The organism is Thermosynechococcus sp. TG215, assembly GCF_031583455.1.
Classification (GTDB): domain Bacteria; phylum Cyanobacteriota; class Cyanobacteriia; order Thermosynechococcales; family Thermosynechococcaceae; genus Thermosynechococcus.
This window is the reverse complement of sequence record NZ_CP134178.1, coordinates 1557205-1583120: the sequence shown is the minus strand read 5'-3', so window position 1 is coordinate 1583120 and position 25916 is coordinate 1557205. Positions and strand designations below refer to the sequence as shown.

Annotated in this window: 17 protein-coding genes; 6 read left to right on the top strand and 11 right to left on the bottom strand. The window is 50.7% G+C overall.

Features of this window, described 5'->3' with window-relative positions; all coding sequences use genetic code 11:
• Positions 1 to 74 precede the first annotated feature (74 nt).
• Complete coding sequence (locus RHJ02_RS07660) at positions 75 to 5153, top strand: DEAD/DEAH box helicase (RefSeq protein ID WP_310744422.1); 5079 nt, start codon at positions 75 to 77, stop codon at positions 5151 to 5153.
• Here RHJ02_RS07660 and RHJ02_RS07655 read toward each other — a convergent pair.
• The 3 genes from RHJ02_RS07655 to RHJ02_RS07645 form a co-directional block, all read right to left on the bottom strand.
• Positions 5145 to 6299 carry a class I SAM-dependent methyltransferase gene (locus RHJ02_RS07655; RefSeq protein WP_310800093.1) on the bottom strand — a complete coding sequence of 385 codons (1155 nt, stop codon included), beginning with the start codon at positions 6297 to 6299 and terminating at the stop codon, positions 5145 to 5147. The two genes, RHJ02_RS07660 and RHJ02_RS07655, sit on opposite strands and share 9 nt — an antisense overlap.
• A complete protein-coding gene (pruA, locus tag RHJ02_RS07650; RefSeq protein WP_286626629.1) occupies positions 6299 to 9241 on the bottom strand; it encodes an L-glutamate gamma-semialdehyde dehydrogenase in 2943 nt (980 codons plus the stop codon). Before pruA ends, RHJ02_RS07655 begins: the two co-directional genes overlap by 1 nt.
• A gap of 77 nt (positions 9242 to 9318) precedes the next feature.
• Entirely contained in the window at positions 9319 to 9498 is a 180-nt protein-coding gene (locus RHJ02_RS07645; RefSeq protein WP_149818268.1) for a hypothetical protein, read from the bottom strand.
• A 128-nt stretch (positions 9499 to 9626) separates the two neighbouring features.
• Between RHJ02_RS07645 and priA the strand changes: the two genes are divergently transcribed.
• On the top strand, positions 9627 to 12053 hold the full coding sequence (priA, locus tag RHJ02_RS07640) for a primosomal protein N' (protein ID WP_310800092.1): 2427 nt from the start codon (positions 9627 to 9629) through the stop codon (positions 12051 to 12053).
• On the opposite strand, the gene cruF is transcribed toward priA, so the two are convergent.
• The 8 genes from cruF to RHJ02_RS07600 all read right to left on the bottom strand — a co-directional run bounded on the left by cruF (position 12009) and on the right by RHJ02_RS07600 (position 17931).
• Entirely contained in the window at positions 12009 to 12923 is a 915-nt protein-coding gene (gene cruF, locus RHJ02_RS07635; RefSeq protein WP_302676252.1) for a gamma-carotene 1'-hydroxylase CruF, read from the bottom strand. The genes priA and cruF overlap by 45 nt on opposite strands.
• A 79-nt stretch (positions 12924 to 13002) precedes the next feature.
• Positions 13003 to 13689: an energy-coupling factor transporter transmembrane protein EcfT gene (locus tag RHJ02_RS07630; RefSeq protein ID WP_302676253.1), complete on the bottom strand. Its 687-nt coding sequence runs from the start codon at positions 13687 to 13689 to the stop codon at positions 13003 to 13005.
• Positions 13690 to 13699: 10 nt separating this feature from the next.
• On the bottom strand, positions 13700 to 14413 hold the full coding sequence (locus RHJ02_RS07625) for a TrkA family potassium uptake protein (protein ID WP_302676254.1): 714 nt from the start codon (positions 14411 to 14413) through the stop codon (positions 13700 to 13702).
• A 139-nt stretch (positions 14414 to 14552) separates the two neighbouring features.
• A complete protein-coding gene (locus tag RHJ02_RS07620) occupies positions 14553 to 14831 on the bottom strand; it encodes a glutaredoxin family protein (RefSeq protein ID WP_206199655.1) in 279 nt (92 codons plus the stop codon).
• Positions 14828 to 15295: a VOC family protein gene (locus tag RHJ02_RS07615; protein ID WP_302676255.1), complete on the bottom strand. Its 468-nt coding sequence runs from the start codon at positions 15293 to 15295 to the stop codon at positions 14828 to 14830. Before RHJ02_RS07615 ends, RHJ02_RS07620 begins: the two co-directional genes overlap by 4 nt.
• Positions 15296 to 15404: 109 nt before the next feature.
• Positions 15405 to 15719 carry a hypothetical protein gene (locus RHJ02_RS07610; protein WP_206199653.1) on the bottom strand — a complete coding sequence of 105 codons (315 nt, stop codon included), beginning with the start codon at positions 15717 to 15719 and terminating at the stop codon, positions 15405 to 15407.
• A gap of 48 nt (positions 15720 to 15767) precedes the next feature.
• Entirely contained in the window at positions 15768 to 17093 is a 1326-nt protein-coding gene (locus RHJ02_RS07605; RefSeq protein ID WP_206199652.1) for an aspartate aminotransferase family protein, read from the bottom strand.
• 4 nt (positions 17094 to 17097) lie between these two features.
• Positions 17098 to 17931: a DUF975 family protein gene (locus RHJ02_RS07600; protein WP_206199651.1), complete on the bottom strand. Its 834-nt coding sequence runs from the start codon at positions 17929 to 17931 to the stop codon at positions 17098 to 17100.
• Between the two features lie 258 nt (positions 17932 to 18189).
• Here RHJ02_RS07600 and RHJ02_RS07595 point away from each other — a divergent pair, with 258 nt between their 5' ends.
• The 4 genes from RHJ02_RS07595 to hpsA all read left to right on the top strand — a co-directional run bounded on the left by RHJ02_RS07595 (position 18190) and on the right by hpsA (position 25903).
• Positions 18190 to 18600 (top strand): DUF4351 domain-containing protein, encoded by a 411-nt coding sequence (locus RHJ02_RS07595; RefSeq protein ID WP_310742844.1) that lies wholly within the window; start codon positions 18190 to 18192, stop codon positions 18598 to 18600.
• 3 nt (positions 18601 to 18603) lie between these two features.
• Positions 18604 to 19557: an Rpn family recombination-promoting nuclease/putative transposase gene (locus RHJ02_RS07590; RefSeq protein ID WP_310800091.1), complete on the top strand. Its 954-nt coding sequence runs from the start codon at positions 18604 to 18606 to the stop codon at positions 19555 to 19557.
• 3 nt (positions 19558 to 19560) lie between these two features.
• Positions 19561 to 20514 carry an Rpn family recombination-promoting nuclease/putative transposase gene (locus tag RHJ02_RS07585; RefSeq protein WP_310800090.1) on the top strand — a complete coding sequence of 318 codons (954 nt, stop codon included), beginning with the start codon at positions 19561 to 19563 and terminating at the stop codon, positions 20512 to 20514.
• Between the two features lie 217 nt (positions 20515 to 20731).
• Positions 20732 to 25903: a hormogonium polysaccharide biosynthesis protein HpsA gene (gene hpsA, locus RHJ02_RS07580; protein ID WP_310800089.1), complete on the top strand. Its 5172-nt coding sequence runs from the start codon at positions 20732 to 20734 to the stop codon at positions 25901 to 25903.
• The last annotated feature ends 13 nt before the right edge of the window (positions 25904 to 25916 follow it).

Sequence of the window (25916 nt, the reverse complement as noted above, 5' to 3'; positions counted from 1 at the left end):
CTAAAATTTATGCATATTATTCCTTGAAATTTAGTATGCTATAGCGTGACAAAGCTAAGTTATTAACAAAAATAATGGGAAGAAAAGAGAAAAAGTGGTTCGATAAGCTTACCCAAGTTCGCGCCCAAGCTGCTGATATGCTTGAGCAGCCTTTCATGCGTGGTCTCCAGCGTAGTGTTGTGGACAAATACTCTGACCAAGCACACTTCATTTATGAATTACTGCAAAATGCTGATGATGCTAAGGCAACTATTGCCAAGTTCAGACTTAAAAAAGATGGACTGTACTTTATACACAATGGTTCTATTTGGTTTACTATTTCTGATCCCGACAGAGAAAAAGAGGATAGAGAAAATGGCACTTTAGGCCATATTAACGCAATTACTTCAATTGGAAACTCAAACAAAACTCAAGCTTCAATTGGTAAATTTGGAATTGGCTTTAAGGCAGTTTTTCAGTACACCCAAACACCACACATCTATGATCCACAATTTCAGTTCAAAATTGAACGCTTTATCGTGCCACGTATGCTAGATGCTGATCTTGATTGGCGAGAGTCATCAGAAACAGTTTTTTTCTTTCCTTTTGACCACACAGAAAAACAAGCTCAAGAGAGTTATGACGAGATTCTTAAAAAATTAAAGTCTTTAGAATTTCCTACTCTATTTCTCTCTAACCTAAAATTCATTTCTTTTGAAGCAGGTAATGTTAATGGTCAGTATATTAAAGAAGTTAGAGATGAGACTCAGCAACAAGATATCAGAGTTCAACATCTAAAGCTGTCATTAGTTACAAATGAAAGAAAAAATATCGAATACTTATTAATGTTTAGCAGAACCAATGATAAAGGTCATACTTATTCTATTGGCTACGCTTTAGAAAAAAATAAAGCACTACGCCCCATTCATCGTCCTGCATTTTGTTTCTTTCCAACTAGAGAAGAAACAAATCTCAACTTTATTTTGCATGCACCATTTCTGCTGACAGACAGTCGAGAAGGTATCAAAGCTGGAGAGGAACATAACCAAAAGCTTATTGAGGACTTAGCACAACTTGCTGCTGATAGCCTTCCTGTACTACGAGATGAAAAACTCATAGATGATAGTATCATTGATATTATTCCCTATAATGAATTAATGTTTGATAATCAAGATAATAGTAGTAGAATTTCATTCAGGCCATTTTATACAGCCATCAAGTCTAAGTTTAAGGAAGAAGCATTACTTCCTTCTAGCAAAAACCGATTTGCAAAATCAGACAATGCCTATTGGGCATCTATTCCTAGAATTACACAGATCATTTCTAACGAGCAGTTGGCATTTCTAACAGGTAATCAAGATGCCTGCTGGGTATTTACTTCATTTGGTCGAGATGAATGTCATCGAAAAAATAAGCAACTCGTGAATTATATCGATGAAATTATATCTGATTGGTTAGATGAAGATGACATTCTGAATAATTTTGAGGATACATTTAGTGCTTTCATAAAAAAACAAAACTATAAATGGTTGTATAGATTCTATGAGTGGATATCTGAATCCAAAAAAAGGATGGATATAGCAAAAAATAGAAATATATTTATTGATAATGATGGAAATGTTACTTCAGTATACGATCAAGAAGGTAAGCTAGCTCTATTTCTTCCCAATAGTGATCATGACGACTATAAAGCCTTATCATACAAGCTATTTATGGCTACCCAACGAATTATAGGCAATGGTAATAAAAAAAGTGCTAGGGAGTTTTTTGCTCGCTTCGGCATCAGAGAATACACCGTCAAGGATGAAATTGAGGCTGATATTAATAAGATAGCTAGAGGACAGATCTCACCAGATAATTTCTTGGCTAAGTCATTCAAATACTTCAAAAATGAGTGCCCGCATAATGAAATGGATCACTTTATTTCAAGAATTAAGAAGATAGACTTCCTGCCTTATCAAGCAAAAAATGGTCAAAGGGGATATTCTCGGGGAACAGCACTGTATTTTCCAACTGATGCTCTAGTTGCTTTTTATAAATCCAAGCTGGACACCAAGTTCCTAGATTGGGAATATCTCGCTGAGAAATATCCTGAATCTGATCATGAAATCTTAAAAAAATTTTTAGGTTTATTAGGCGTCAATAGTCAAGAACCATCTAAACGTGATGAGATATATGAAATTATCCTACCTCAATATGAAGATGATGAATCTCTACAGAAACTTAGTATCAATGAGCGACTTACTCATTTAAAGACTTTTTTTGATTATTTCATGTCTCTTCCCCAATATGAGACCAAGATTTTTTTGAATAACATTAAAAAAATTCCCTTTCTTGCTTGCTTTACACAAAATAAAAGTAATAATTCAGAAATTCACTGGAGTAAACCGAACGAAATAATATATTTCCCGACTCCTAAATTAAGGAAATGGTTTGAAACTAAACCAGATACAAGGTTTTTACTAGAAGATGAATACAAGAAGTTTATAGATGAAAAAGATGAAGAAAATCTCAAAACATTTCTACGTGAGCTTGGTGTTAATTCTATTCCAAAAATAATTGACGTCCCTAGCTATGAAGTTCACTATAATTGGTCTGGCATAGGAGTGACATGTGATGACAAAAAAATTGATGGTTTAGAGGAATTATTAGAGAAAGTGAATCATGAAAAATCTATTCTCCTTTGGAATATTCTTACTCGCTATTGGTGGAGTAGTTATAAAAGTGCTATGACGGTATCTCGAAGGCGTTTTGGACCACGTGGAGGTTACAAAGGAGAATACGAATATGACACAAGTGTTAGTGAGAGGCTACGCAAAAGTAAGTGGCTCCTAAACAAGTCGGGTGATCTGGTTTCTCCTGATGCTATTACAATTCAAGAACTTTCAGATGAATATAATCAACGTGACGCAGGAAATTTTATCGAATTTTTGGGAATAAAAAATAAATCAGAAAAAACTTCTTATTTAAGTGAGGAAGAATCTCGGAAAATTGAGCAAGCTGATAGATTCAATAAAGTACTAGAAGAACTGGGAATTTCCGAAACTGAAGCAATAGATATTCTCAAAAAGGCTGCTCGCAGAGAAAGTACTCAATTAGAGGATAGAAGTTGTCAGTCTTCTCTAATTCAAGAAATTGAAAAGCGTCGCTCTTCAGTTAAGGCTCCTAATAAGGAGGATGACAGTATTCAAGATGCAGATGACTATGCTCCACAATCAGTTAACTATGACAAAAAGCTAGATCGTGCCAAAGATCGCTACGCTAGTGAACTTGATCGCATAGAACGTGAAGAAGCTCTATATCGGAAAGCTAAAAAATTGCCTCGGTACAGCTATGGCTGGTTTATTTCACTACTTGAACTAGAGTGCATGCAAAATCTTGAAAAATTTTCAAATAGCAAGGCTATTTCTATTCGATTTAGTAAAGTAGACTTGGACAATCAGTCATCTAGGACTATTCTTCTAAAGGAGCCGAATCGTTTTATTCCACCCTCGATTGAAGATTTTTCGGATGTACGTCTAGATTTGTGTTTTGCTGATGGGCGAAAGGAAAAACTGCATATTGAATCATTTACGGCAAAAGAATTTATACTTCTTGGTAAGCTTACTTCTGAGGATGACCTGAAGGGTCTTGATCTAAGTAAGGTACTAGAAGCTTGTATCGAAATACAAAATCCATCTTTTCTCTTAGATAAACTAATGAAGCGCTTTCGTGAACTAGGGTTGGACAATCAGTTCGATATGAAGGCGAACCTAACGCCTCATATTGAGTTTGTATTCGGTCCACCTGGTACAGGTAAGACTACTTACCTTGCAGAGAAAGTGCTGATTCCAATGATGCAAGGTGCTAATCCAGCCAAGGTACTTGTTCTTACACCTACTAATAAAGCAGCCGATGTTTTAGTGGCTCGTATTATAGAGAAAATGGGCACAAATATTTCCTATCAAAACTGGCTTATTCGTTTTGGAAGCTCTAGTGATGAGTATATTGAAAAAGCAGGTGTGTGTCGCGATCGCTCCTTTGATATTAGCCAGTTAAGTCATTTCATAACAGTCACGACGATTGCCCGTTTTGTCTATGATGGATTTTCTACCAAATCTGGTAGGCAGAAGTTACGTGAAATAGAGTGGGATGCAATAGTGATTGATGAAGCTTCAATGATTCCACTTGTCAACATTATTTATCCACTATACAGCCACCGGTCTTGCAAATTTATTATTGCGGGAGATCCCTTCCAAATTGAACCGATTTCTGAAGTTGAAGATTGGAAAAGTGAAAATATCTATACACTGGTTGGCCTCAGTAAAGTAGGCTCTTTTGCAAGTCCTACTACAGAGCCACATCGGTACCGAGTAATAAACCTAGAAACACAATATCGGAGTATTCCTGCTATTGGCGAAGTTTTCAGTCGATTTACTTATGACGGTATTTTACGGCACCATCGAACAAATGAAATGCAGCGTCCATTAAATTTTGGTAGCCTTACCATTCAGCCAATCAATCTTATTAAGTTTCCCGTTAAACAATATGAAAGTATTTACCGACCTAAGCGACTGGAAAGTGGAACGCCTTACCATATCTACTCAGCGTTGTTCACTTTTGAATTCGTTCGCTGGCTTGCAAGCCAAGTCCATTTAAGTTCGAAGTTACACATCGGAATCATTGCTCCCTATCGTGCCCAAGCTAGCCTATTGAATAGGTTAACTGACTCATGGTCTCCTAAGCCGAGTACTATTGAGATTGAAGTCGGTACCATCCATGGTTTCCAAGGTGATGAGTGCGATATTATTGTTACTCTTTTCAATCCACCACCAAAACTCTCTTCAAGTTCTCAGATGTTCCTTAACAACCAAAATATTCTCAATGTGGCTATCAGCCGAGCGCGAGACTATCTCTTTATTGTGATGCCAGATGATGATACAGAAGGCATAAATTACTTACAGAAGATTCGTGAAATTGAACAACTTGTGAAAGACTCAGGTAGTGGATTCACTGAGTATACCTCTAGCACCATTGAAGAGATAATCTGGGGTAACCCTCAATATCTAGAAGAGAACACTTTTTCAACAACCCATCAAACAGTCAATGTATACCGTCAATCAGAGCATAAATATGAAGTCCGTAGTGATGATTCAGCAATTGATGTTCAAATTCACGAAAAACCGTTAACTTAGTGCTGTATCTAGTTCGCCTAATAGCGGCAGATCGAGGGTGGCTTGCTTGCCTTGGAGAACGACGTAAAAGCCACCGAGGCCAAGGGGGTCAATGAGTTGGTGCAGTGATTGATGGCGGTTGAGGGCTTGGAGGAGATTGCCATTCCTCTGCTGTTGCGCCAGTAGGCGATCGCCCAAACCCAAGGCCATGAGAAATAAACTCTGGCGGGTGACATAGAGGGTTTCAAGGCCAAAGTGCTCCCCATAGCGCGTCAAGGCCGTCACATCCACATGAGCCGTAATGTCTTGCTCGCCAACAAAACAGTAGGGATTGTCATGGTAGCGGTGTTGATAGTAGCACTGCAAGGTACCCTCACAGCGGGCGGGATGATAGTATTGCTGGGCGGGATAACCATAGTCAATGGTGAGAACAAAGCCCCGCTCTAGGTGCTGACTCAGATCCTTGAGCCAGGGGATGAGGTTCAAATTAACCTCGGTACGGTAGCCGTCGCTGTAGCCCTGCTGCTGCGGATTAATGCCAACGGTGGCAAAGTATTTGTGAATGCGATCGTCGCTAAGGGGACGCAAGACTTCTTGCAACGCCCCTTGGGCATCGAGACTGACATAAATTTCCTGCCAACCGTCCCCCTGCCATTGCAGCCGATGCACGGGAAAAGCATCCACGAGTTCATTACTAAAGATGCAGCCGGTGATTGGTTCAGCAGGAGTGTCAGAGCCTCGCCAGCACAGGCGATCGCCCCAAGGAGCCAAGCGTTGCCGTTGGCGTTCCCGTAAAGTGGGGGACTGCTCTTGAATCTGGTACTCCAAGGCGGTAAAGAAATCGGGGTAGGTCGCTTGGCTATAGCCCAAGACCCCAGCCGCAAATTGGCCTTCACCCGCCCCCATCTCCAACAGGGTAAACCGCTGCGGTCGCTCCAAGGCGTGCCACATCTGCACAAAAGCCTCAGTGAGCAGTTCCGCAAAATCCCTCGTCAGACTACTGGACGTGATAAAGTCGCCGCGCCGACCAATCTGTATTTGGGGACGGTTGTAGTAGCCCCACTGCGGTGCATAGAGAGCCAAGGCCATAAACTCACAGAAGGAAATGGCGCCCGCTGCCCTGATGCGCTCCTGAAGGTCGGCCAATAGCTGAGTGCCCTTTGACATCAATCATCCACTCCGGCAATGGGGGCAAACCCTTGGCGCTGCACATTCTCGGTAATGACACGCGGTTCCAGAAATTGCAGCAGGTAATCGCGGCCACCCGCTTTGGAACCAATCCCTGAGAGCTTAAAGCCACCAAAGGGCTGCCGATCCACGATCGCCCCCGTAATCCCACGGTTGATGTACAGGTTCCCTACGGCAAATTGGGCTTTGGCCTGCTGAATATGGGACGGCGTCCGCGAATACAGCCCCCCCGTCAGGGCATAGGCCGTGGCATTGGCAATTTCAAGGGCTTGGCTGAAGGTTTCTGCCCGCAGTACCGCTAGCACCGGGCCAAAAATTTCCTCTTGGGCGATCGTGGCGGTGGGGGGGACGTTGGTAAAGATGGTAGGAGAGACAAAATACCCCACCTCCGGTACCGGTACACTCAAGGTCAGTTCCGCTTCCCGCTGTCCCTTGGCAATGTATTCCTGAATGCGATCGCGGGCGGCTGCGGTCACCACCGGTCCGACACGGGTACTGGGCAAATGGGCAGGCCCAATATTGAGGGACTTGGTGGCCTCCACTAAGCGCTGCACAAAGGGTTGATAGATGGACTCGAGGACAATCACCCGTGAACAGGCGGAGCATTTTTGGCCGCTGTAGCCAAAGGCTGATTGCACCACCCCCGCCACTGCCTGATCTAAGTCGGCACTTTCGTCAATGATAATGGCGTTTTTGCCCCCCATCTCGGCAATCACCCGTTTGATGTGGGTTTGTCCCCGCTGCAACACCGCTGCCTCAGCAATAATGCGGCAGCCCACCTCTTGGGAGCCAGTAAAGGCAATGAGATGCACATCGGGATGTTTGGTGAGGTAGGGGCCAATCACGGAGCCACGGCCGGGGAGAAACTGAAACACCCCGCGGGGAAAACCAGCGGCAATGAGAATTTCAGCCAGCTTCGCTGCAACCACAGCCGCCGGATCCGCGGGCTTGAGGATGGTACAGTTGCCTGTGACTAAGGCGGCCACGGTCATACCGGTGGGAATCGCTAGGGGAAAGTTCCAAGGGGAAATGACGACTGCAATGCCGCGACCTTGGTAGTGGTAATGGTTGGTTTCGCCGGGAAAGTTGCGGTCATAGCCGCTGCTGAGGCGCTCCATTTCATCAGCGTAGTAGCGGCAAAAATCAACAGCTTCGGAGACTTCAGCATCCCCTTCCGCCACCACCTTGCCCACTTCGTAGCACATCCAAGCCACCAGTTCATGGCGTTGTGCCTCGAGGAGATCCGCTGCCCGCCGGAGCAGGATGGCCCGTTCGGCTACGGGAGTCTGTTGCCACTGCGCTTGAGCAGCTTTGGCAGCCCGGATTGCATGCTCGGCATCCTCAATGGTGGCCAAGCCAACGCGACCGACAACTTCTTCGGGCTGTGAGGGGTTGAGGGACTCACTGTATTCGAGGGTATTGACGCGATCGCTATTGATGATGGGGGTATAGGTTTGCCCTAGTTGGCGATGGACATGAATTAAGGCCGCTTGAATCGCTTCCCGCTGGCTGGCGCGGGCATAGTCGCTATTGGCAGCATTGAGAAAGGTTGAGGTCTTGCCCGTGGTCAGATGAACGTTCACTGCCCTAAAGTCTGCCGTTGGTTCTGGCGGTGCCAAGAGTGCGTCAATATTTACCGCTCCCAATTGTTGGCGCAAAAAGGAACTATTGGCCGTATTTTCCAAGAGCCGCCGAATCAGGTAGGCCATCCCCGGAATCAGCTCACCGTAGGGACAATAGACCCGCACCGTCTGCCCCGCTTCCACAAGAGCCTTGGCAAGTTTATCGGCCATACCATAGAGAACTTGGCATTCCATGGCCGTGGGCGGAATGTGCTGATGTTGGGCGATCGCGATCGCCCGCGCTTGGGAACGAACATTATGACTCGCAACTGCTGTGCGCAAAAGCGTGTGGTGACTCAGGAGCAGTTCAATCACCCGCTCAAAGTTGGCATCGGTATCTTGCTTGTGTTGATAGACGGGCAATGGCCAGTCATTTTGTACCGCCTTAATGAGTTCTTGATCCCAGTAGGCGCCCTTGACCACCCGCACGGTGATTGGTGTCCCCCGCTGTTGCACCCAAGTAATTAGGTCTTGGGCATCTTGGTAACTATCCCGCAAATAGGCTTGCAGGGTCAGCCCGACATCAGCGCGATCGCGAAACTCTGGCTCTAGCAAAATGTCCTTGAGGATTGCGAGGGTAATGTCTTTGTAGGCATACTGCTCCATGTCAAAGTGCACCGCTACCCCCAATTCTTGGGCACGATGCAACAGCCGCCGAATCGGTTCCCCCACCTTGGCACGGCAGCCAGACACATCCAAAGGATCAAACTGCGAGTAGAAGGCCGTCAGCTTCACGGAGACTTGGACTGGATTCACCCCTTCCCGCTGACCCAAGGGGCTGAGTTGCTGCATCAAGTCAAGGTAGCGATCGCAATACTGCTGCGCCTCTGCCTCCGTAATCACCGCTTCCCCAAGAATATCCATCGTCACCAGCATGCCCTGCTTGCGTAGGCGGCCAATGGTTTTCAGCACCTGCTCGGTAGTTTCACCAGCAATGTACTTGTGGGCAAGGGCTTGAACGGCTGTTGTGAAGGTGGTTGCCGCTGCTTGGGCGGGCAGGGAATCCGGCTGAGCAAAGTTCAAGAGTTTTTTTAGGCCTTCCGGCAACTCCACACTGGGGTCACTGAGGTACTCCTGCAAGTGGCGTGCCACCTCGGCTTTACTGCGCAGACTCGGCAGGCAGTCAATGAGGCGAAAGAGTTGCACCCGTAGCCCCGGATGTTCCATCGCCCAGCTGAGGAGTTTATCTTCAATGCGCATTTGCTCCCGCAGTTGACTGAAAAAGTTGCGGGACTCTTGACTAGCCGCCCACAGTTGACGGGCGATCGCGATCGTTTGTGCTTCGTAAAGACCAGTCATGAAGAATCTTGGGTGAGGAGCAGTCTTCCCTATTTTCCCACGCCCTCTCAAGCAAACTAAAGTAAACAACTAAATTCTCAGCGCGGACGAATAAATCGGCGGTTGGCTCGCACCAAGCAAATGCGATCCTCGTCACCAATGGAGACCTTCAGCCAAGGCAAACCGCGACTATCGGTAATCGTGGCAAAGCCTGCGGGTGTGATATTGGCTCTTAAAACAGTGCCTGTGGGAAAGCGGCGCACCACCGGCCAGCGCATAATCGCCAGCTCCCAGCCTAGCGAGCAAATCTGCGTTGTGGAATAGCGAAAATCTAAAGAAGAAGTATGTACAGTGGTTGGGGACGTTTTTATCTGCCTGTCTGAGTGAAAACCAATCAAACCATCTGATGGCCTTAGCACCTCAACAACCCTCTCTCTACGCCAGTGTGCTTGTGGACTGTCCGGCGGCAAGCGAGGCTTACACTTACCAAGTTCCTGCGGGTTGGTGTCTTCAAGGGGGCGAGGTGGTGGAAGTACCCTTTGGCTCCCAAGTGGTGCGGGGGATTGTCCTCGAGGTACTGGAAACTGTACCGCCATCAGTTGAGCCACAACGCTTGCGATCGCTCCTTGACGTGGTTGACCAGCAGCTTTTTCCCAAGGACTATTGGGTGCTCCTAAAACAGATTGCCACCTACTACTGCACGCCTTTAATTCAAGTGGTGCGCACTGCTCTACCGCCGGGGGTCTTGGGGCGATCGCAACGGCGGGTGCGCCTGCGGCCACAACAGGGGATTCTCCCCCTGTCAGAACAAGGGCAACATCTGCTGCGCTTTCTCCAGACCAAAGGGAGTGGGGACTACAGTGTGCGCTACCTCCAGCAACAGCTTCCCAAGGCTCAGCGTGCCCTCAAAGAACTCGAACGCCTTGGCTGGGTGGAAACCTACTTAGCGGCACCCGCCAGTCAACAGCCAAAACAGCAACAGGCGGTGGTACTCCTCAATAGTGAAGGGGAGACCTTAACCCAGCGGCAGCGCCAAATCCTCCGCTATTTGCAGCAACAGGGTCGCGATTGCTGGCTGCAAGAGGTACTCAAGGCTACTGGCACCACCGCCCAAACGCTCCATCGCCTTGCTGCCAAGGGATACATTGCCATTGTCGAGCAGCAGCATTGCCGCATTGAACAGGGGGTAACGGTGACATCGGATCGACCAAAAGCCCTCACCCCTGCCCAAGCCACTGCCCTGCAAGCTATTTCCGAACACCTAGACTGTGCCCAAACCTTTCTCCTGCACGGGGTGACGGGGTCGGGCAAAACGGAAGTCTATCTGCAAGCAATAGCTGAGTGCCTAGGGCGAGGGCGATCGGCCTTGCTGCTAGTGCCGGAGATTGGCTTGACGCCTCAACTGACGGATCGCGTGCGTGCTCGCTTTGGTGAACGCCTGTTGGTCTATCACAGTGGTCTCAGTGAGGGGGAGCGCTACGATACTTGGCGGTTGACGCTGATGCCGCAGCCACGGGTAATCATTGGCACGCGATCAGCGATTCTGCTGCCCTTGGTGGGCTTGGGTTTGATCATTCTGGATGAAGAGCACGACAGCGGCTACAAACAGGATCAACCTCAGCCCTGCTACCATGCCCGTACCGTTGCCCAATGGCGATCGCGCCAGCAACAGTGTCCCCTGATTTTAGGAACCGCTACCCCTGCCCTCAGCACTTGGCAGGCTGTCCAAACCGGCCAGATTCAGATCCTTTCCCTTCCCCAGCGTATCCACGCCACCCCCCTGCCCCCCATCACCGTCGTGGATATGCGCCAAGAATTACACCGTGGCAACCGTTCCATGCTCAGTCGTCCGCTGCAAGACGCTCTAGGGAATCTTCAGGGACAGCAGGCAATTCTCTTTGTACCGCGGCGGGGTCACAGTACCTTTGTCTCCTGTCGCAGTTGTGGCACAGTGATCTACTGTCCCCATTGCAGCGTCTCTCTCACTGGACACCTCTTTGGCGCGGAGATGGAAGTGCTGCGCTGTCACTATTGCAACTATAGCCAAGCCGTACCGCAGCGTTGTCCCAGTTGTGCCTCCCCCTATCTCAAGCCCTTTGGTGGCGGGACGCAGCGGGTGGTGAGTGAACTGAATCGCCTCTTTCCGCAGTTGCGAGTTCTGCGCTTTGACAGTGATACGACCCAACGCAAGGGTGCCCATCGCCGGTTACTGGCTCAGTTTGCCGCCGGCGAAGCTGATGTGATGGTGGGGACACAAATGCTGACGAAGGGCATTGATCTGCCGCAGGTCGCCCTCGTGGGAATTTTGGCTGCCGATAGTCTCCTGCACTTGCCCGATTATCAGGCGGCAGAACGCACGTTTCAAATCCTCACCCAAGTGGCGGGGCGATCGGGCCGGGGGACACACCCCGGTAAAGTCATTCTCCAAACCTATGTGCCGCAGCATCCAGTGATTACAGCGGTCAAAGCCTATGACTGGGACACCTTTGCTACCCAGGAGCTAAGTAGCCGTGCCCCCTTGGGCTATCCCCCCTATGCCCAACTAATCCTTCTGCGCTTGAGTGGTCCCGATGCTGAGGAGGTGGCCGCAACGGCTCAGGCGATCGCCCAACAGCTCCAAACGTTAGCCCCAGTTTCTCAGGGAGAATGGGAAGTACTTGGCCCCGCCCCGGCCGCGATCGCCAAAATTGCTGGCCGCTACCGCTGGCAAATTTTACTCAAGGGCAAACTAGAACGAGTTTCTCACCTCAGCCCAGCTCTCATGCACCTCAAGGCGCAGTGTCCCCGCTCAACCCGCCTCAGTATTGATGTTGACCCCTTGAACTTTCTCTAGGGGGGCTTCAGTAAACCACCACAGTGCTGTGACCGGCACGACCCCCAAAACAAATCCCAGCGTTGCCGGAATCCAAAAACGTTGATCCAAAGATGTGAGGGTAATCATCGCCCCAAAGGCAAAATTCACCAGATACACCACCAAGGGGGTAATGAGTTGCCCACGGTTCACCACCATTGGCTTTGGCCACCAAGTGATCATCGCCAGCCCCATAAATACGGCTCCTGTGCCCGTCCATCCCAGAATGTTGCGGTAAGGCATCCCAAAGAATTCACCGACATCCTGAAATTGCCAAAAAGGAATGGCAGTTTGACTCATGGCCGGATCAAGGACAAAATCCCAAGCGGTTAAAAAGATTGCTCCCAAGCCCACGGTGATCAGGGCTGCCCCCAAGCCCACGCCCTTGCCTTCCCGCAGCGGACGACTGATGAAGCCACTGTAGGCCAAAAGAAACGTGACTAGCCCCATATAAAACCAAGAGAGGGGAATGGTGAAGGGCACCAGTCCAGCAATTTTGTGCCCCAAACCACTGAGGTAACCATAATGGCCAAAGGGAAAGCCGGTACTCGTCCCCAACAGTTCACTGGTAAGGGAAATGCCCACCGCTGGCAGCAAAAAGCCAAGCAGTTTGCCAAGGCCAAAGTTGCGATAGGTGTGAAGGGCGATCGCCAGTGCGCCGAGGACAATATAAACGACACCCCCACTCCCCATACTCCATTGAAAAAGCTGCTGACCCCAGGCGGGCAACGCCAGAATAAACTCGGGATGGGGAACGACGAGGAGCAACCCCGCTAAGCCAAAGGCCATCGCCACAATATGACCAACTAGGCACACCTGCTCCGCAACGAAAAGCGCGTTCTTGGGTTTCATAGGGGCAATCTCAAAGGGGCAATCGTTTACAAATGTTAATATGTTAATGTACCACTGTTCCCACTGTCGTCTATCCACCTCAAAAAGGCAGTTGGATTTCGCCAAGGGCATCATAGATTGCCAACAATCCTGCCCCCAAGCTAGCACTCAGCGTTAGCCCCCAACTCCAAGGCGCCCCTTCAGAAAATTGCGGACGACGCTGAAGCACTTGCCCATAGCCCCGCAGCCGCATTGCCAGATAGATCTGCTGTGCCCGTTCCTCGGCGCGAATGAGAAAGATACCAATCACCTGTGCCCACGGGCGAAGGCGGCGCCAACTCAAGCGAAATCCCCGCAGAAAGAGTGCCTGCTGCATTTGTGTCAACTGACTCTCTAGCTCAAAGAGATAGCGATAGGTCAAAGCCAGCGTATCCACCAACAAGGGCGGTAGTCCCCACCAGCGACAGACCCGCACCCATTCACTAAACGTCAAGCTTTCTAGCAACACCACGCCAAGGGCAAGACACAAGACCAAGCGCCATGTGAGGAGCAGTGCGATCGGCCACGCCGTAACCGCCAACAGTAACCACAGTCCCAGAAAAAAGAGCCCCATCTGCTGCAGACGTTTGCCCAAGCGCTGCCAAGGGACATGGCTCAGGAGATAGAGGAGCGCCACAAGCAAGGTCGCGATCGCCAGACTGTCTAACCGCCGCAAACTACTAATGCAAAACATCCACAGGAGAATCGCCATCACCCGTGCCGGCGGCGACCAGTAGCGAAAGCTCAAGGGTTATGCCCTAATTAATGTGTTGACTACGCAAAAAGCGATCAATATCGTTATTGGCACCAATCACCACCATAATGTCCCCTTTATTGAGCTTTTGGTTGGGACTGGGATTGATCTCAAACTTATCATCAAAGCGCAGGGCAATGAGGTTGAGGCCATAGCGACTACGGAGTTCCACCTCGGCAACTGTGCGATTGTGAAATGCCTCAGGCACTTTGACTTCGACAATACTTTTTTCGGGGTCAAGGTCAAACCAATCGAGAATCGCTGGGCGGGTGAGCGATCGCGCCAGTTCACAACCCGCCTCATACTCTGGAAAGACCACCCGATCTGCCCCCACTCGCTCTAGGAGTTTTTTATGAATCTCTGAGGAAGCCTTGGCAATGACATTGGGCACGCCTGCCTCCTTTAGGTTCAATGTCGTGATAATACTGGCGTCGAGATGGTTGCCAATGGCCACAATTACCGTTTCAAACTCAAAGAGACCCGCCTCCTTGAGGGCTTGGGGATCCGTGGAATCCAGTTGAATCGCATGATCCACAATGTGATCCTGAAGCACTTGATTCACCAATCGCTCTTGGTTATCACTGCCGAGCACCTCATAGCCCATGCTGTGCAGGGTCTCGCACACCCCCCGGCCAAACCGCCCTAGGCCAATCACCGCATACTGCTGCGAGATCTTGACCCCCCGCCCGCGAAAGAGCATTGCTCCAAAATCCACCATTCCTGAGTTTCCTATTGGCTTTGCGATGCCGATGATGACCCTTTTCTAACATATGGGATACATAGGGGGGATGCAATCTAGCAATTAAATTTTTGGCCGTATTCGATCGCTGTGAAAAGGGCTGTAATTGATCATGCCCTTAAGGAGTGGATGCTGAGCCGCCTGAATGGGTCAGTTCTTGGAGTCGCTGACGAATGTGTGCAGCACTGGCACGGGGAGAAAAGCGCGGTACGGGAAGCACTTGCGTTCCAATCACTAGGTAGAGAACAGGAATCTCGTATTGATAGGCTTGCCACCAATCCTCGCGGCTGGTGATGTCGCGTACCTCAAGGGTAAATTCCTTCAGAGTGGCCAGCTTCTCTTGTAGTCCTTCACAGAGGTGACAGCCGGGCTTGCTATAGAGAATCAGATGGGTCACGGTTGCGGCGCAGAAACGAGGGGGGTATCGCCAATATGACGGTGATCCCGCAGGCCAAAAATGGCTTCTGCATGGCGGTAGTGCTTCATTTCAATCAGGTTGTGGAAGGGGTCTGCGAGAAAGAACGTTTGGTGCTCTAGGGGGGTATTGGCAAAGCGGGTACGCGGTGGCTGGTAAAAGTCAAGTCCCTTCTTGATCACGCGATCGCAGAGGTTTTGCCAGTCGGCCTGTGCCAAGAAAATCAAGCCAAAGTGGTGCGGATAAATGCTCTTGGGTGGGGTTAAGGGTTCATCCGTGACATGAGCCACTAGTTGATGGCCATAGAGCTTCATGATCAGGCAGTGGGGATTTTCGCGCCCCGGTTCACAGCCCAACCCATCAATGTAGTAGGCCTTGGTGTCCGCCAAATTACTGACAGGAAAGGCAAGGTGAAATAAAACGGGAGCGATCGCCAACTGAGCCATAGATTTCTCTCGAACTGAAAATGGCTAAATTAGCCGCTATTTTAGCAGGAGAACCGGCTTTCGGTCTGCTTCCCAAGTCGAGTCAAGTATCAATCCCCAGTATTGTTGTTTATCGGCAACGGAATGGATAACAGGGGTAATAGGGATAATAAACCGGTGAATAGGGGGGCGGGTAAATTACGGGGCGAGGCGGATAGGGCACTGGCACAATAATGTAGGTTTGAGATTGCTGCGGCGGACGGTAAATGACGGGATTGTAGGGACTGTACTGCGGTGTCCGTGGCCGCCCAAAGGACTCTAGCCCTGGGAAAAAGACATCAACCCCCGGCTGATTAGGAAAGAGGGGATAGGCGGCACGACTGGGGGGAGCGATCGCCACCAGCGTAGCTAAGCTACTGATGGCCAACGGCAGGAAGCGTAACATAGATGCCTCCAAGGAGAGAGTGATCCGCTGATTCTGACGTGGCGGTGCCTAGGGAAGTTCCCGTAGAACACGACTCAAAATATCCACCATTTGATCAATGTGCGATCGCTCCACAATCAGCGGTGGTGAGAGGGCAATAATATCCCCCGTGACACGAATCAGTAGTCCCGCTTCAAAGGCACGACAGAGGGCATCATAGCCCCGTGCCCCTCCTTGCCCCTCCCGTGGCGCTAATTCAATCCCTGCCACCAAGCCCAAGTTGCGAATATCAATGACATGGGGCAGACCCCGTAGGCTGTGGATGGCCTCCTGCCAATAGGGCGCCAGGGAAGCCGCCCGCTCAAATAGGGCTTCTTTCTCGTAGATCTCTAGGGTTGCCAAGGCGGCCGCACAGGCAAGGGGATGTCCCGAATAGGTGTAGCCATGGAAAAACTCAATTTGCCCCGCGGGGCCTTGCATGAAGGTGTCGTAAATCTCATCGCGGACAATCACCGCTCCCATGGGTACAGCGGCATTGGTTAGACCCTTCGCAACCGTGATGAGGTCTGGAGTCACACCAAAGTACTGACTGGCAAAGGGGGCACCCAACCGCCCAAAGCCAGTAATTACTTCGTCGAAGATGAGCAGGATACCATGGCGATCGCAAATGGCACGCAGGCGTTCCAAGTATCCTTGGGGCGGAATCAATACCCCCGTAGAGCCAGCGAGGGGTTCAACAATCACTGCCGCAATCGTCGAGGCATCATGCAGCGCCACTAAGCGTTCTAGCTCATCGGCTAAATGTGCTCCCCAAGCGGGTTGCCCCTTGCTGAAGGCATTGTGCTCAAGGTTGTGGGTGTGGGGCAGATGATCCACTCCTGCCAAGAGAGAACCAAAGAACTTGCGATTGGGCGCAATTCCCCCCACTGAAATTCCACCAAAGCCGACCCCGTGATAGCCCCGCTCACGCCCAATGAGCCGTTGTCGTGTCCCTTCTCCCCGCAGCCGATGGTAGGCAAGAGCAATTTTCAAGGCTGTATCCACGGCCTCAGAGCCAGAGTTGGCAAAAAAGACATGGTTGAGGGGATCAGGGGTAATGGCACGCAGGCAATCGGCCACCTGAAATGGCCCCGGATGTCCCATCTGAAATGTGGGGGCAAAATCCAGTGTTGCTGCCTGTTGGGCGATCGCGCTGACAATTTCTGGACGGCAGTGGCCGGCATTGACACACCACAACCCGGCGGTGCCATCGAGAATCTCACGGCCATCAATGCTCCTGTAGTACATCCCGGCTGCCGAAACAAGGAGCCGAGGGCTTTGCTTGAACTGGCGGTTGGCCGTAAAGGGCATCCAGAAGGGGTCGAGGTTGAGATCCGCAAGGGTGGGCAGCGTCATCAGACTAAAACTGGTTCGTATTATCCGTCGTGGGCATGAGCCCAATAATATCGCGGTAGGCCGCCACAATGACACAACTACTCCAAGGAATAGTCACCAGCATCCCCACACAGCAGAGGCAAAAGCCCAAGATATTGAAGAAAATGATTGACACGCTGAGAAAAAAGAAGCTCCACCAATCGCGGGAAACTAAGCGGCGGCTGGTTTCTAGTGCCGGCCACACATCAAACCGGTGTTCCACCACCAAAGGCACAGCAAACATATAGGCTACCCCAAAGTAAACCCCCGGCAGCAGCAGGATGGCACCCACCAAGATGAAAACGGGGGTCAGGGCATCCGGCACAGCGGGAAGCTGCTCCAGTAACGCTAGCAGTTGTTCTAAGTCGGCATCGGGTTCCGCTGCTTCAGCCGCCGCCCGCCTTAATATGCTTTGCCAGAAGGGCAACCCCGCAATCATGAATAGAATGCTGGCACTAATCACAAACACATTCGTAATCAAACCGATGATCAAGTTCGTCAGAAAAATTGGCAAAAAGTAGTTGTTTTTGAACGCATTAAAAAAGTCGCTAAATTCGGGTCTTTGGTTGCGGGCAATGCGAAAGCTGAAAAAGTAGTAGCCTGCGGCGAAGAGGCCTGCCAAAATCGTGCTAACAATCGGGCCAGCCCCCGGAATGTTGTTGAGCACACCATTGATAATCATTGCCAGAATGAGAAAACCAATGTAGGCAGCGGGTTGAGTGCTGAAAATTTGCCAGCCCTCATTGAGGTATTGACCAATCCGTACTTGATAGGGGCGGTTGGCGATCGCTTGGGGAGTATGTTCTGACTCACTGTACATAATGGCGGTTCCAAGGGGTTGCCTCTAGCCTAGCGATCGCTTCGGGTTGCGCCAATTGTCAATGTGTCACTTCTTCACCTTTCTAAAACATCGGATATAAGTCTTTCCTGTAGCCATAATGTTGAGTGTGTTCAATCCAATCCATGGGACAAGACTTGTATTTAATACCAGCTCTTTGTAACATTGAGCTTAATAAATAGGTCTTAAACGAGGGAATTGTCTATCCTAAAACTGAAGTCATCTCAGTAGGAGACCTTCATGGCTCGCCTGCTTGTCCTCACAATTACAGAAAGCTCTGAAGAACTGCAGCGACGCCTACAACATGAAACCGATGCTCGACAGCAGGAACGCTTGCAGATGCTCTACTGGCTGAAGCAAGGACGTGTCCACAGCCGCCCACAAATTGCCCAATTGCTCCATTGCAACGAGTCCACCATTACTCGCTGGCTGAACGCCTATCGCCAACGAGGACTCCAGCAGTTATTGGCAGTCAAGACGCCCCCCGGAGCCGCCCGCATCATCCTAAGACGGCGGTTTGGCGAGTTACCAGCTGGCCTTGAGGAGCGCATTCGCCAGCTCCCTGCCCATCAAATCGAAGCATTGGCAGAGGCTCTCTTGGACTTCACTGCCCTAGAGGAAGTGTTTGCGTGGCTAGAACGCTCCAGCTAGCCCATGCGCCGCGACTCCCTTTTTTATCAACTCTTTGCCCAGCTGCCCCAGACCCTCTTTGACCTCTTGGGCATAGACACGCCTCAGGGGTATCGTTTTGAGTCCGTGGAGCTGAAGCAAACGGCCTTTCGCATTGATGGCGTCTTCGTGCCCCCTGACCCCTCAGGAACGGTCTATTTCTGTGAGGTGCAGTTTCAGCGGGACACTACCTTCTACGAACGCTTCTTTGCGGAAATCTTTCTCTATCTGCGGCTGTATCGCCACACCTTCTCTGATTGGCAAGCGGTGGTCATTTATCCCCATCGTCAAGTGGAACAAGTGTCCTTTGAACCCTATGAGGTGTTGGTGAATAGTCATCGCCTGCGGCGGGTGTATCTGAATGAATTGGGGTCACTTGAGGCATTGCCATTGAGCCTAGCGCTGATGCAGTTGATGGTGGTACCTGAAGCAGAAATGCCGACAGCAGCACGGTTGTTGGCAGAGCGGACTCGCACAGAGGCAGTGCCAAGGCCAGAAGTCATAATGGAGTTAATCACCACCATTGTGTTGTACAAGTTTACGGAGCTGAGTCGGGAGGAGGTGCTGCGTATGCTGGGGTTTACGACGGAAGAGTTGAAGCGGACGCGGTTTTATCGGGACGTCTATGCTGAGGCACGGGAAGAGGTCTATGCTGAGGTACGGGAAGAGGTATTACAGCAGGGACTGCAGCAAGGATTACAACAGGGATTGCAACAAGGGCTGCAACAGGGATTGCAGCAGGGATTACAACAGGGATTACGGCAGGGAGAGACCCTTGTTGTTTTACGCCTCCTAAGACGGCGGTTTGGCGAGTTACCAGCTGGCCTTGAGGAGCGCATTCGCCAGCTCTCTTCCCCTCAAATCGAAGCTCTGGCAGAAGCCCTCTTGGACTTTACGACTCTTGAGCAAGTCTCTGCTTGGCTAGAGCGCTCCAGCTAGCCGATGCGCCGTGACTCTCTTTTTTACCAACTGTTTGCCCAACTACCCCAGACCCTCTTTGACCTTTTGGGCATAGACACGCCTCAGGGGTATCGTTTTGAGTCCGTGGAGCTGAAGCAAACGGCCTTTCGCATAGATGGCGTCTTCGTGCCCCCTGACCCCTCAGGAACCGTCTATTTCTGTGAGGTGCAGTTTCAGCGCGATAACAGCTTCTACGAGCGCTTCTTTGCGGAAATCTTTCTCTATCTGCGGCTGTATCGCCACACCTTCTCTGATTGGCAAGCGGTGGTCATTTATCCCCATCGTCAAGTGGAACAAGTGTCCTTTGAGCCCTATGAGGTGTTGGTGAATAGTCATCGCCTGCATCGGGTCTATCTGAATGAATTGGGGTCACTTGAGGCATTGCCATTGAGCCTAGCGCTGATGCAACTCACCGTGTTACCTGAAGCAGAAATGCCGACAGCAGCACGGTTGTTGGCAGAGCGGACTCGCACAGAGGCAGTGCCAAGGCCAGAAGCCATAATGGAGTTAATCACCACCATTGTGTTGTACAAGTTTACGGAGCTGAGTCGGGAGGAGGTGCTGCGCATGCTGGGGTTTACTACTGAGGAACTGAAGCGGACGCGGTTTTATCGGGACGTCTATGCTGAGGTACGGGAAGAGGTCTATGCTGAGGTACGGGAAGAGGTCTATGCTGAGGCACGGGAAGAAGGTCGACAGGAAGGTCGACAGGAAGGTCGACAGGAAGGTCGACAGGAAGGGCGGAAGGAAGGGTTGCAGCAGGGAGAGACCCTCGTTGTGTTGCGGCAGTTAAGGCGGCGGTTTGGCGAGTTACCAGCTGGCCTTGAGGAGCGCATTCGCCAGCTCTCTCCCCCTCAAATCGAAGCATTGGCAGAGGCTCTCTTGGACTTCACTGCCCTAGAGGAAGTGTTTGCGTGGCTAAATCGCTCTTCCTAGCCTAGGCATCATAAATCGCTAGTTGGAACATTTAAGTTGTGTGTTTGATCGTGTGGCAATAAGTATGATTGCTGTGCGCAACAATTTGAAAAATTGTCTGGAGGCTGAAATTTTTTACCAAGGAAAAACCATACTAATTACTAGCCTATTTCAGATCTATTGATCGCTCTATAACTAGTGGTAGGTTACTGCTCCCGTGCGTTGACTAGGTGCCCCTATGAAAAAGAATGACCGACGCTTTGGCCTCTCAAAACGGCAGTATCGCAAATTGACCCAAGCAATTCGTCATTTGCTTTACCAGCTGCGCCTCTGGATACGGCGACGGCTGGCACCCCTAGGGAGAGGGGGGCGGCAACTGCAGTTTGGGCGCCGGGGGTTTGTGTTGCCGACGGCGGTGATTGTGTTGGTGGTGCTGACATTAACGGTGGCAGCACTGATGATCCGCACGCTGAATCGCACCGCAGAGGTGGGGGGGCAACGGCAGACCATCCAAGTTTTGAATGCCACTGCACCGGCCATTGATAGGGCGCGTGCCAAGCTAGAGTACTTCTTTAGCCAAGATCCGCTGCGTCCGAATGGGGTGCCGGGGGAAGAAACCATTGAACAGATTATTGGCAATCGGCTAGGGACCCCCCGCAACCCCGACCCCTATACGATGGCTGACGAGCAGCGGATTGATATTAATGGCGATGGGCAGGTGGATAATGCTTGGGTGTTTCAACCCACTAGTGACTCGATCGTGGCCTACTCGATCTTGATGCGGCGACCGAGCAATGCGCAACTCGATGAATCGGATGCGCAAAAAGCTGGTCAATTGATCACCCGCAGTCGGCCAATGGGGATTACTGAACTGGGGAATCAGTGTAGTGAGCTGGGCGGCGCCGCAGGCCAACAGGTGGAAGTGGGCTGGGATGAAGTGGGCAGTGCTATTTTGCGCAAGAACTTTCAAATTAATGCCTTTGTTTATGAAAACCGCAATGGTGGTCAGGCGCTGTCGACGATTGAGTTTGTGCAGGAACGCCAAATGGAGCGGGGCAATAAATGGGGGGCATGGTTCCGCAATGATTTGGAGATTTTTCCGGGGCCGGTGTTTCGCTGGAATGGGGCACTGCACACCGAGGGGAGTGTCTTTTTGACGGGTGGTACTGGTTTCACCGCCTATCTGATTAGCGCGCCGAAGTCCTGTGTTTATACCCGCGCGGCTTCAGAGATTACGGCAACGGAAATCCGCAACCCAGAAACCAATGAGATTGAATTCCAAGGCCAATTTATGGCGGGGAGCTTGCGGGATAACAACACCAATGCGGGAACTGTTGAGATTCACTCTTACCGCGAGCCGCCCAGTGACCCCTACACCACTAGGGATGCGGATCCACCTGCTCAAAACGTCAGGTTTACGGCGGAGCGGGACTCTGTAAAGGATGGTCTGAACCCCGCGGATGTCGCTCTCAACCCAGTGGCTATTGTGACCGAAGACCGCAGTCGGGCGCGCGGGAGTGATCCAACCAATGTGACGGTACGGGATACTGCACAGAATGATACTGATACTAACTACTGGTCGAATCAGTTTTATGTGCAGCAGGGGCGCTTTGACAATAAAACCCAACCTAAGCCCTACGTGGATGATACGTACCGCGCTGATGACCGCTATGGCCCTAAGCCCGTGTATGACGTCAAGATGCCTGCTTCTGATCCGCTGCGGCAAATTCCGCCAGGCGCTAAGGTGGGCGACCCGATTGAGGGGCGCGATCTGCTGACTCGTAATATTGCCCCCTCCGACAGCCAAAATAAACGGGAGGATTTGGGACTGGATGGCTATTGGGAGCGGCGGGCACGCCAAGAAGGCCTACGAATCATTGTGGGAGAACGCTTGGAACTGGGCAAACCTCTTGATCGACCTGCTGATCCACCTGCGGGTAATACCGCTAGTAACAACCGCCGCAACGAGTTTTATCAGCACCGCACGCTGCGGGATGATTTGGCAGCCGTGCAGGCCACAGCCATTTATCACTACAAAGCGAGGGGAACAACGGTTGACTCCAGTATTCCCGATCCGTTTACGGAGCCTTATCCGGGGCAAAACACAGGGGGCTATGAGCCGATCGCCTGCTTGGCGACTACTCACCACCACGGCACACCGCAAACTGCCCTGCGCAGCATCATGTTCAACCAGTACGATGGCATTCCAGGCTTGTCCCCTAATTTCCGCTTCTTTGACTTCTTTACTGGGCGCGGCACCAATGGTTGGGAGTTTCAGCCTCCTGATTTCAACAGTCCAGAGATGCGAAAAGCGATGCGGAACCTCGTGGACTATGCGGGTGATGGTGTGGATGGGGCGTTTCCGCCCAAACAGGAAATAGGGGGAACCAAAATTCATCCCGATCCTAAAAAGACCCGTGCTGGGAATTTCTCGAACCTTGCCCGCGCGCTTCAACTCCTAGAGCAAAGAGGCAGCTTGAGCGCTCTAAGCTTGGCCGATCAAAGTACAATCCACACCGCAGGCTGTATGTTGGGAATGCTGGCTCATAGTGTGGATACCCTTGAAGATGAAGATCTTTACCAAAACCTCAACCCGAGTGATCTGAATAAGCTGAATAATGCGATCGGCACTTTGCTTACGAACAATAAAGTGATTTTCAATAGTTCTACCATCGAGGTCAAGCGCAACGACGCTGAGCCATTGAGGTACCGCGGTGGCTATTGGGATGCCAATGCCTACATCACCGCCCTGATCCCTAATGCTCCCCCTAATGATCGCTGGAGTGAGCGCCCGCTGCAAGAAACTAATGCCGATGTCAATGCCCGTCTTGCCCGCTTAATTGCCCTCAAGGAGCAGGTGAAATATGACCTTAATCCAGAAGAGTACACGTGTGGAATTCCTAATGGGTATAGCAACTTGCGGAAGGCTTTTTGCCTAGGGCAAGACAAACGAGGATTTGTGATTGGTGAGGCGTTTGAGATGCCTGGCATTGGTGAAACAAGGACTGTCAAGCTTGAAGATGCCCCCAGCTATAACTTTGACCTGCGTCCCCGTAAAGTAAGCGAAGGTGGTGATAAGGGCAAAAGTGTCTATGTCACTGGTGCGGGGTGGATGATTCTGGAGGACTTCAACCGTGACCGTGATGACCATGGCAAGATCCTCACAGTAACGTTGAAAAACCCGGGCCCCGATGAGGGCTTCCCAGACGGCGTCCCAGGTAATGCGCCACCAGAACCAGGAAGGAAAATTCCAGCAGGAGCTTCTGCGTGGATTTCGAATTACGACGCCCCCCCCCCAGACACTCGTACTGGTACTATCAGCGTTGCCGTTCCGTTTCCCAATAACCCAAGCAATGACCCAAGCGACCCTACCGAGGTTACAATCACATACACGCTAGGGCCCACGTCACCGCCCCAACTCCAAGTTGGAGACATTGTGGCAATTCGCCGTCCCATCAATCCTACTGATCCTAACAGTGATCGCGTAGAGGGAGTCTTTGAGGTCATTAACAGTCCTGCTCCACCAACTCCAATTAAAGCAACCCTACGCTACATTGGCGGCACAGAACGTACGGGTACAGGTACAACTCCCATTGCTGTGAACTCGACACTGGTGGTGCTCAAACGCCAAGGTGACAGTGACCTGCCTCTCGGTACCTTTAATACGGTGATTAAATATCCAGCGTTGCGGGAGATCTTCAACCCGCCGGGGGGGCCGTCTGTAACTCCGAGGGCTATTGCAGCAACCCCACGTATGAATCCAACAGATTTCCTTACCCCTATCGAGCCAGTTGCTGGGAATAACCCCTATCCCCGCCGCCTGAATCAAATCATTGGCTTTGACGGCAATGCCTACAACGTGGCCTTCCTTGATAACACCCTCTTCAATGGTCGTGAAGAGATGGCGGTGCGGGAAATGGATATTGACCTTGACCTGCTGCGGCGCACTTCTATTGGTGGGGATACATGGCTGCCGATGGGGGGCATTGTCTATGCCTTCCGGGAGGATGCAGTGCGCGAAGATGGCATTGCCCGACCTGCCATTACAGGTCAAAACTGGATGAATACTAATCCCAGCAATCCTCATGATCCCATCCGAGCCGCCAACGGCATTTCGACAAAACCAGTGGATTTCTTTGCCGATCCAATGCGGCGACCCAATGGCTTTCGATTGTGGAATGGTAAACGGCTTGACCGGGAAGGAATCCCCGCAAGTAAAAATATCGCTGGCCTCTCCTTTATCAGCGATAACCCAGTCTATATTCAGGGGGACTTTAACCTCCACAGTACCAACGGCACAACAAACAATCTGGAGGAATTTACCACAACCCTAGACGCAAACTGGAGCAACTTCTATAGCCGTAATACGCTCGATAATCGCTTTGCTCGGCCTAACTCCGACACTTGGCGACCCGCAGAAATCCTCGGGGATGCGGTGACGATTCTCTCTGACAATTTCTGCAATGGCTCTGCCAATGATTATTTTGCTGAGGCTTACAACGATGATATTCAAAGGCTTGACAACAACTCCCCTGAAAACCTCGCCACAAACTATGTGCAAAACACTGGAAGTGACGCACGGGTTAACAACAACAACGGCAACAATCCTGGCCAAATCTACCTGACCTGTGCCAACAATGCAAACCTGCGCACCTCTTTCTTGAATGCCAACCGTCCTAGGGACAACTTACCTAACGATACAGTTTGGCTGCGGGAAAGTCCCTTTGATCCCAGTTCACCGATTTACGTGGATCGCAATGGCACGCCTTGGGCGATTAATTACCGAACAGGTGAACGGGTGGATCGCGAGGGTAAGGCCCTCACAAGCTATCCCGATGGTGAACATGGTCAAGCCCAAGCCGATAAACCTTACAACAACAACAACAGCTACTATAGGTTTAGCGATCCTCGCTCTCGCAACAGTGCTAAAGATACCCAAGTCAATGCGGTAATCATCAGTGGCACTGTGCCTTCGCGACCGACCCAATCCTATGGCGGCATGCACAACTTCCCGCGTTTTCTGGAGGGATGGGGTAACCTTACCATTCAGGGATCCTTTATTCAACTGAACTTCTCGACCCAAGCCACAGGTCCTTTTGATCAAGACCAGTGGGAAATTCCCAACGATCCTCGCTGCCGCGATGTCAACACCGCCTTCAATTGTCCAGCGCAATCTGTAGAGTTAATTCGGTACTACGGAGCGCCGACTCGACGCTGGGGCTATGACGTGGGTCTGCAGCTGGCACCGGCAGGGCCAGTGGCACGGCGATTTATTACCCCAGGGCGGCAACGCAATGAATTCTACACTGAGCTGCGTGCCGACGATCCCTATATCCTACGCCTACGCTGTGCCCAACGTCCTGACGGTAGTGGACGAGTTGATCCAACGGTGTCTAATTGTCCTGCCTAACGATGGAGGTGAG

Coding starts and splice junctions, on each gene's coding strand:
- RHJ02_RS07660 (WP_310744422.1), top strand. CDS start 75: ATGGGAAGAAAAGAGAAAAAGTGGTTCGATAAGCTTACCCAAGTTCGC.
- RHJ02_RS07655 (WP_310800093.1), bottom strand. CDS start 6,299: ATGTCAAAGGGCACTCAGCTATTGGCCGACCTTCAGGAGCGCATCAGG.
- pruA (WP_286626629.1), bottom strand. CDS start 9,241: ATGACTGGTCTTTACGAAGCACAAACGATCGCGATCGCCCGTCAACTG.
- RHJ02_RS07645 (WP_149818268.1), bottom strand. CDS start 9,498: ATGCGCTGGCCGGTGGTGCGCCGCTTTCCCACAGGCACTGTTTTAAGA.
- priA (WP_310800092.1), top strand. CDS start 9,627: ATGGCCTTAGCACCTCAACAACCCTCTCTCTACGCCAGTGTGCTTGTG.
- cruF (WP_302676252.1), bottom strand. CDS start 12,923: ATGAAACCCAAGAACGCGCTTTTCGTTGCGGAGCAGGTGTGCCTAGTT.
- RHJ02_RS07625 (WP_302676254.1), bottom strand. CDS start 14,413: ATGGTGGATTTTGGAGCAATGCTCTTTCGCGGGCGGGGGGTCAAGATC.
- RHJ02_RS07615 (WP_302676255.1), bottom strand. CDS start 15,295: ATGGCTCAGTTGGCGATCGCTCCCGTTTTATTTCACCTTGCCTTTCCT.
- RHJ02_RS07610 (WP_206199653.1), bottom strand. CDS start 15,719: ATGTTACGCTTCCTGCCGTTGGCCATCAGTAGCTTAGCTACGCTGGTG.
- RHJ02_RS07605 (WP_206199652.1), bottom strand. CDS start 17,093: ATGACGCTGCCCACCCTTGCGGATCTCAACCTCGACCCCTTCTGGATG.
- RHJ02_RS07600 (WP_206199651.1), bottom strand. CDS start 17,931: ATGTACAGTGAGTCAGAACATACTCCCCAAGCGATCGCCAACCGCCCC.
- RHJ02_RS07595 (WP_310742844.1), top strand. CDS start 18,190: ATGGCTCGCCTGCTTGTCCTCACAATTACAGAAAGCTCTGAAGAACTG.
- RHJ02_RS07590 (WP_310800091.1), top strand. CDS start 18,604: ATGCGCCGCGACTCCCTTTTTTATCAACTCTTTGCCCAGCTGCCCCAG.
- RHJ02_RS07585 (WP_310800090.1), top strand. CDS start 19,561: ATGCGCCGTGACTCTCTTTTTTACCAACTGTTTGCCCAACTACCCCAG.
- hpsA (WP_310800089.1), top strand. CDS start 20,732: ATGAAAAAGAATGACCGACGCTTTGGCCTCTCAAAACGGCAGTATCGC.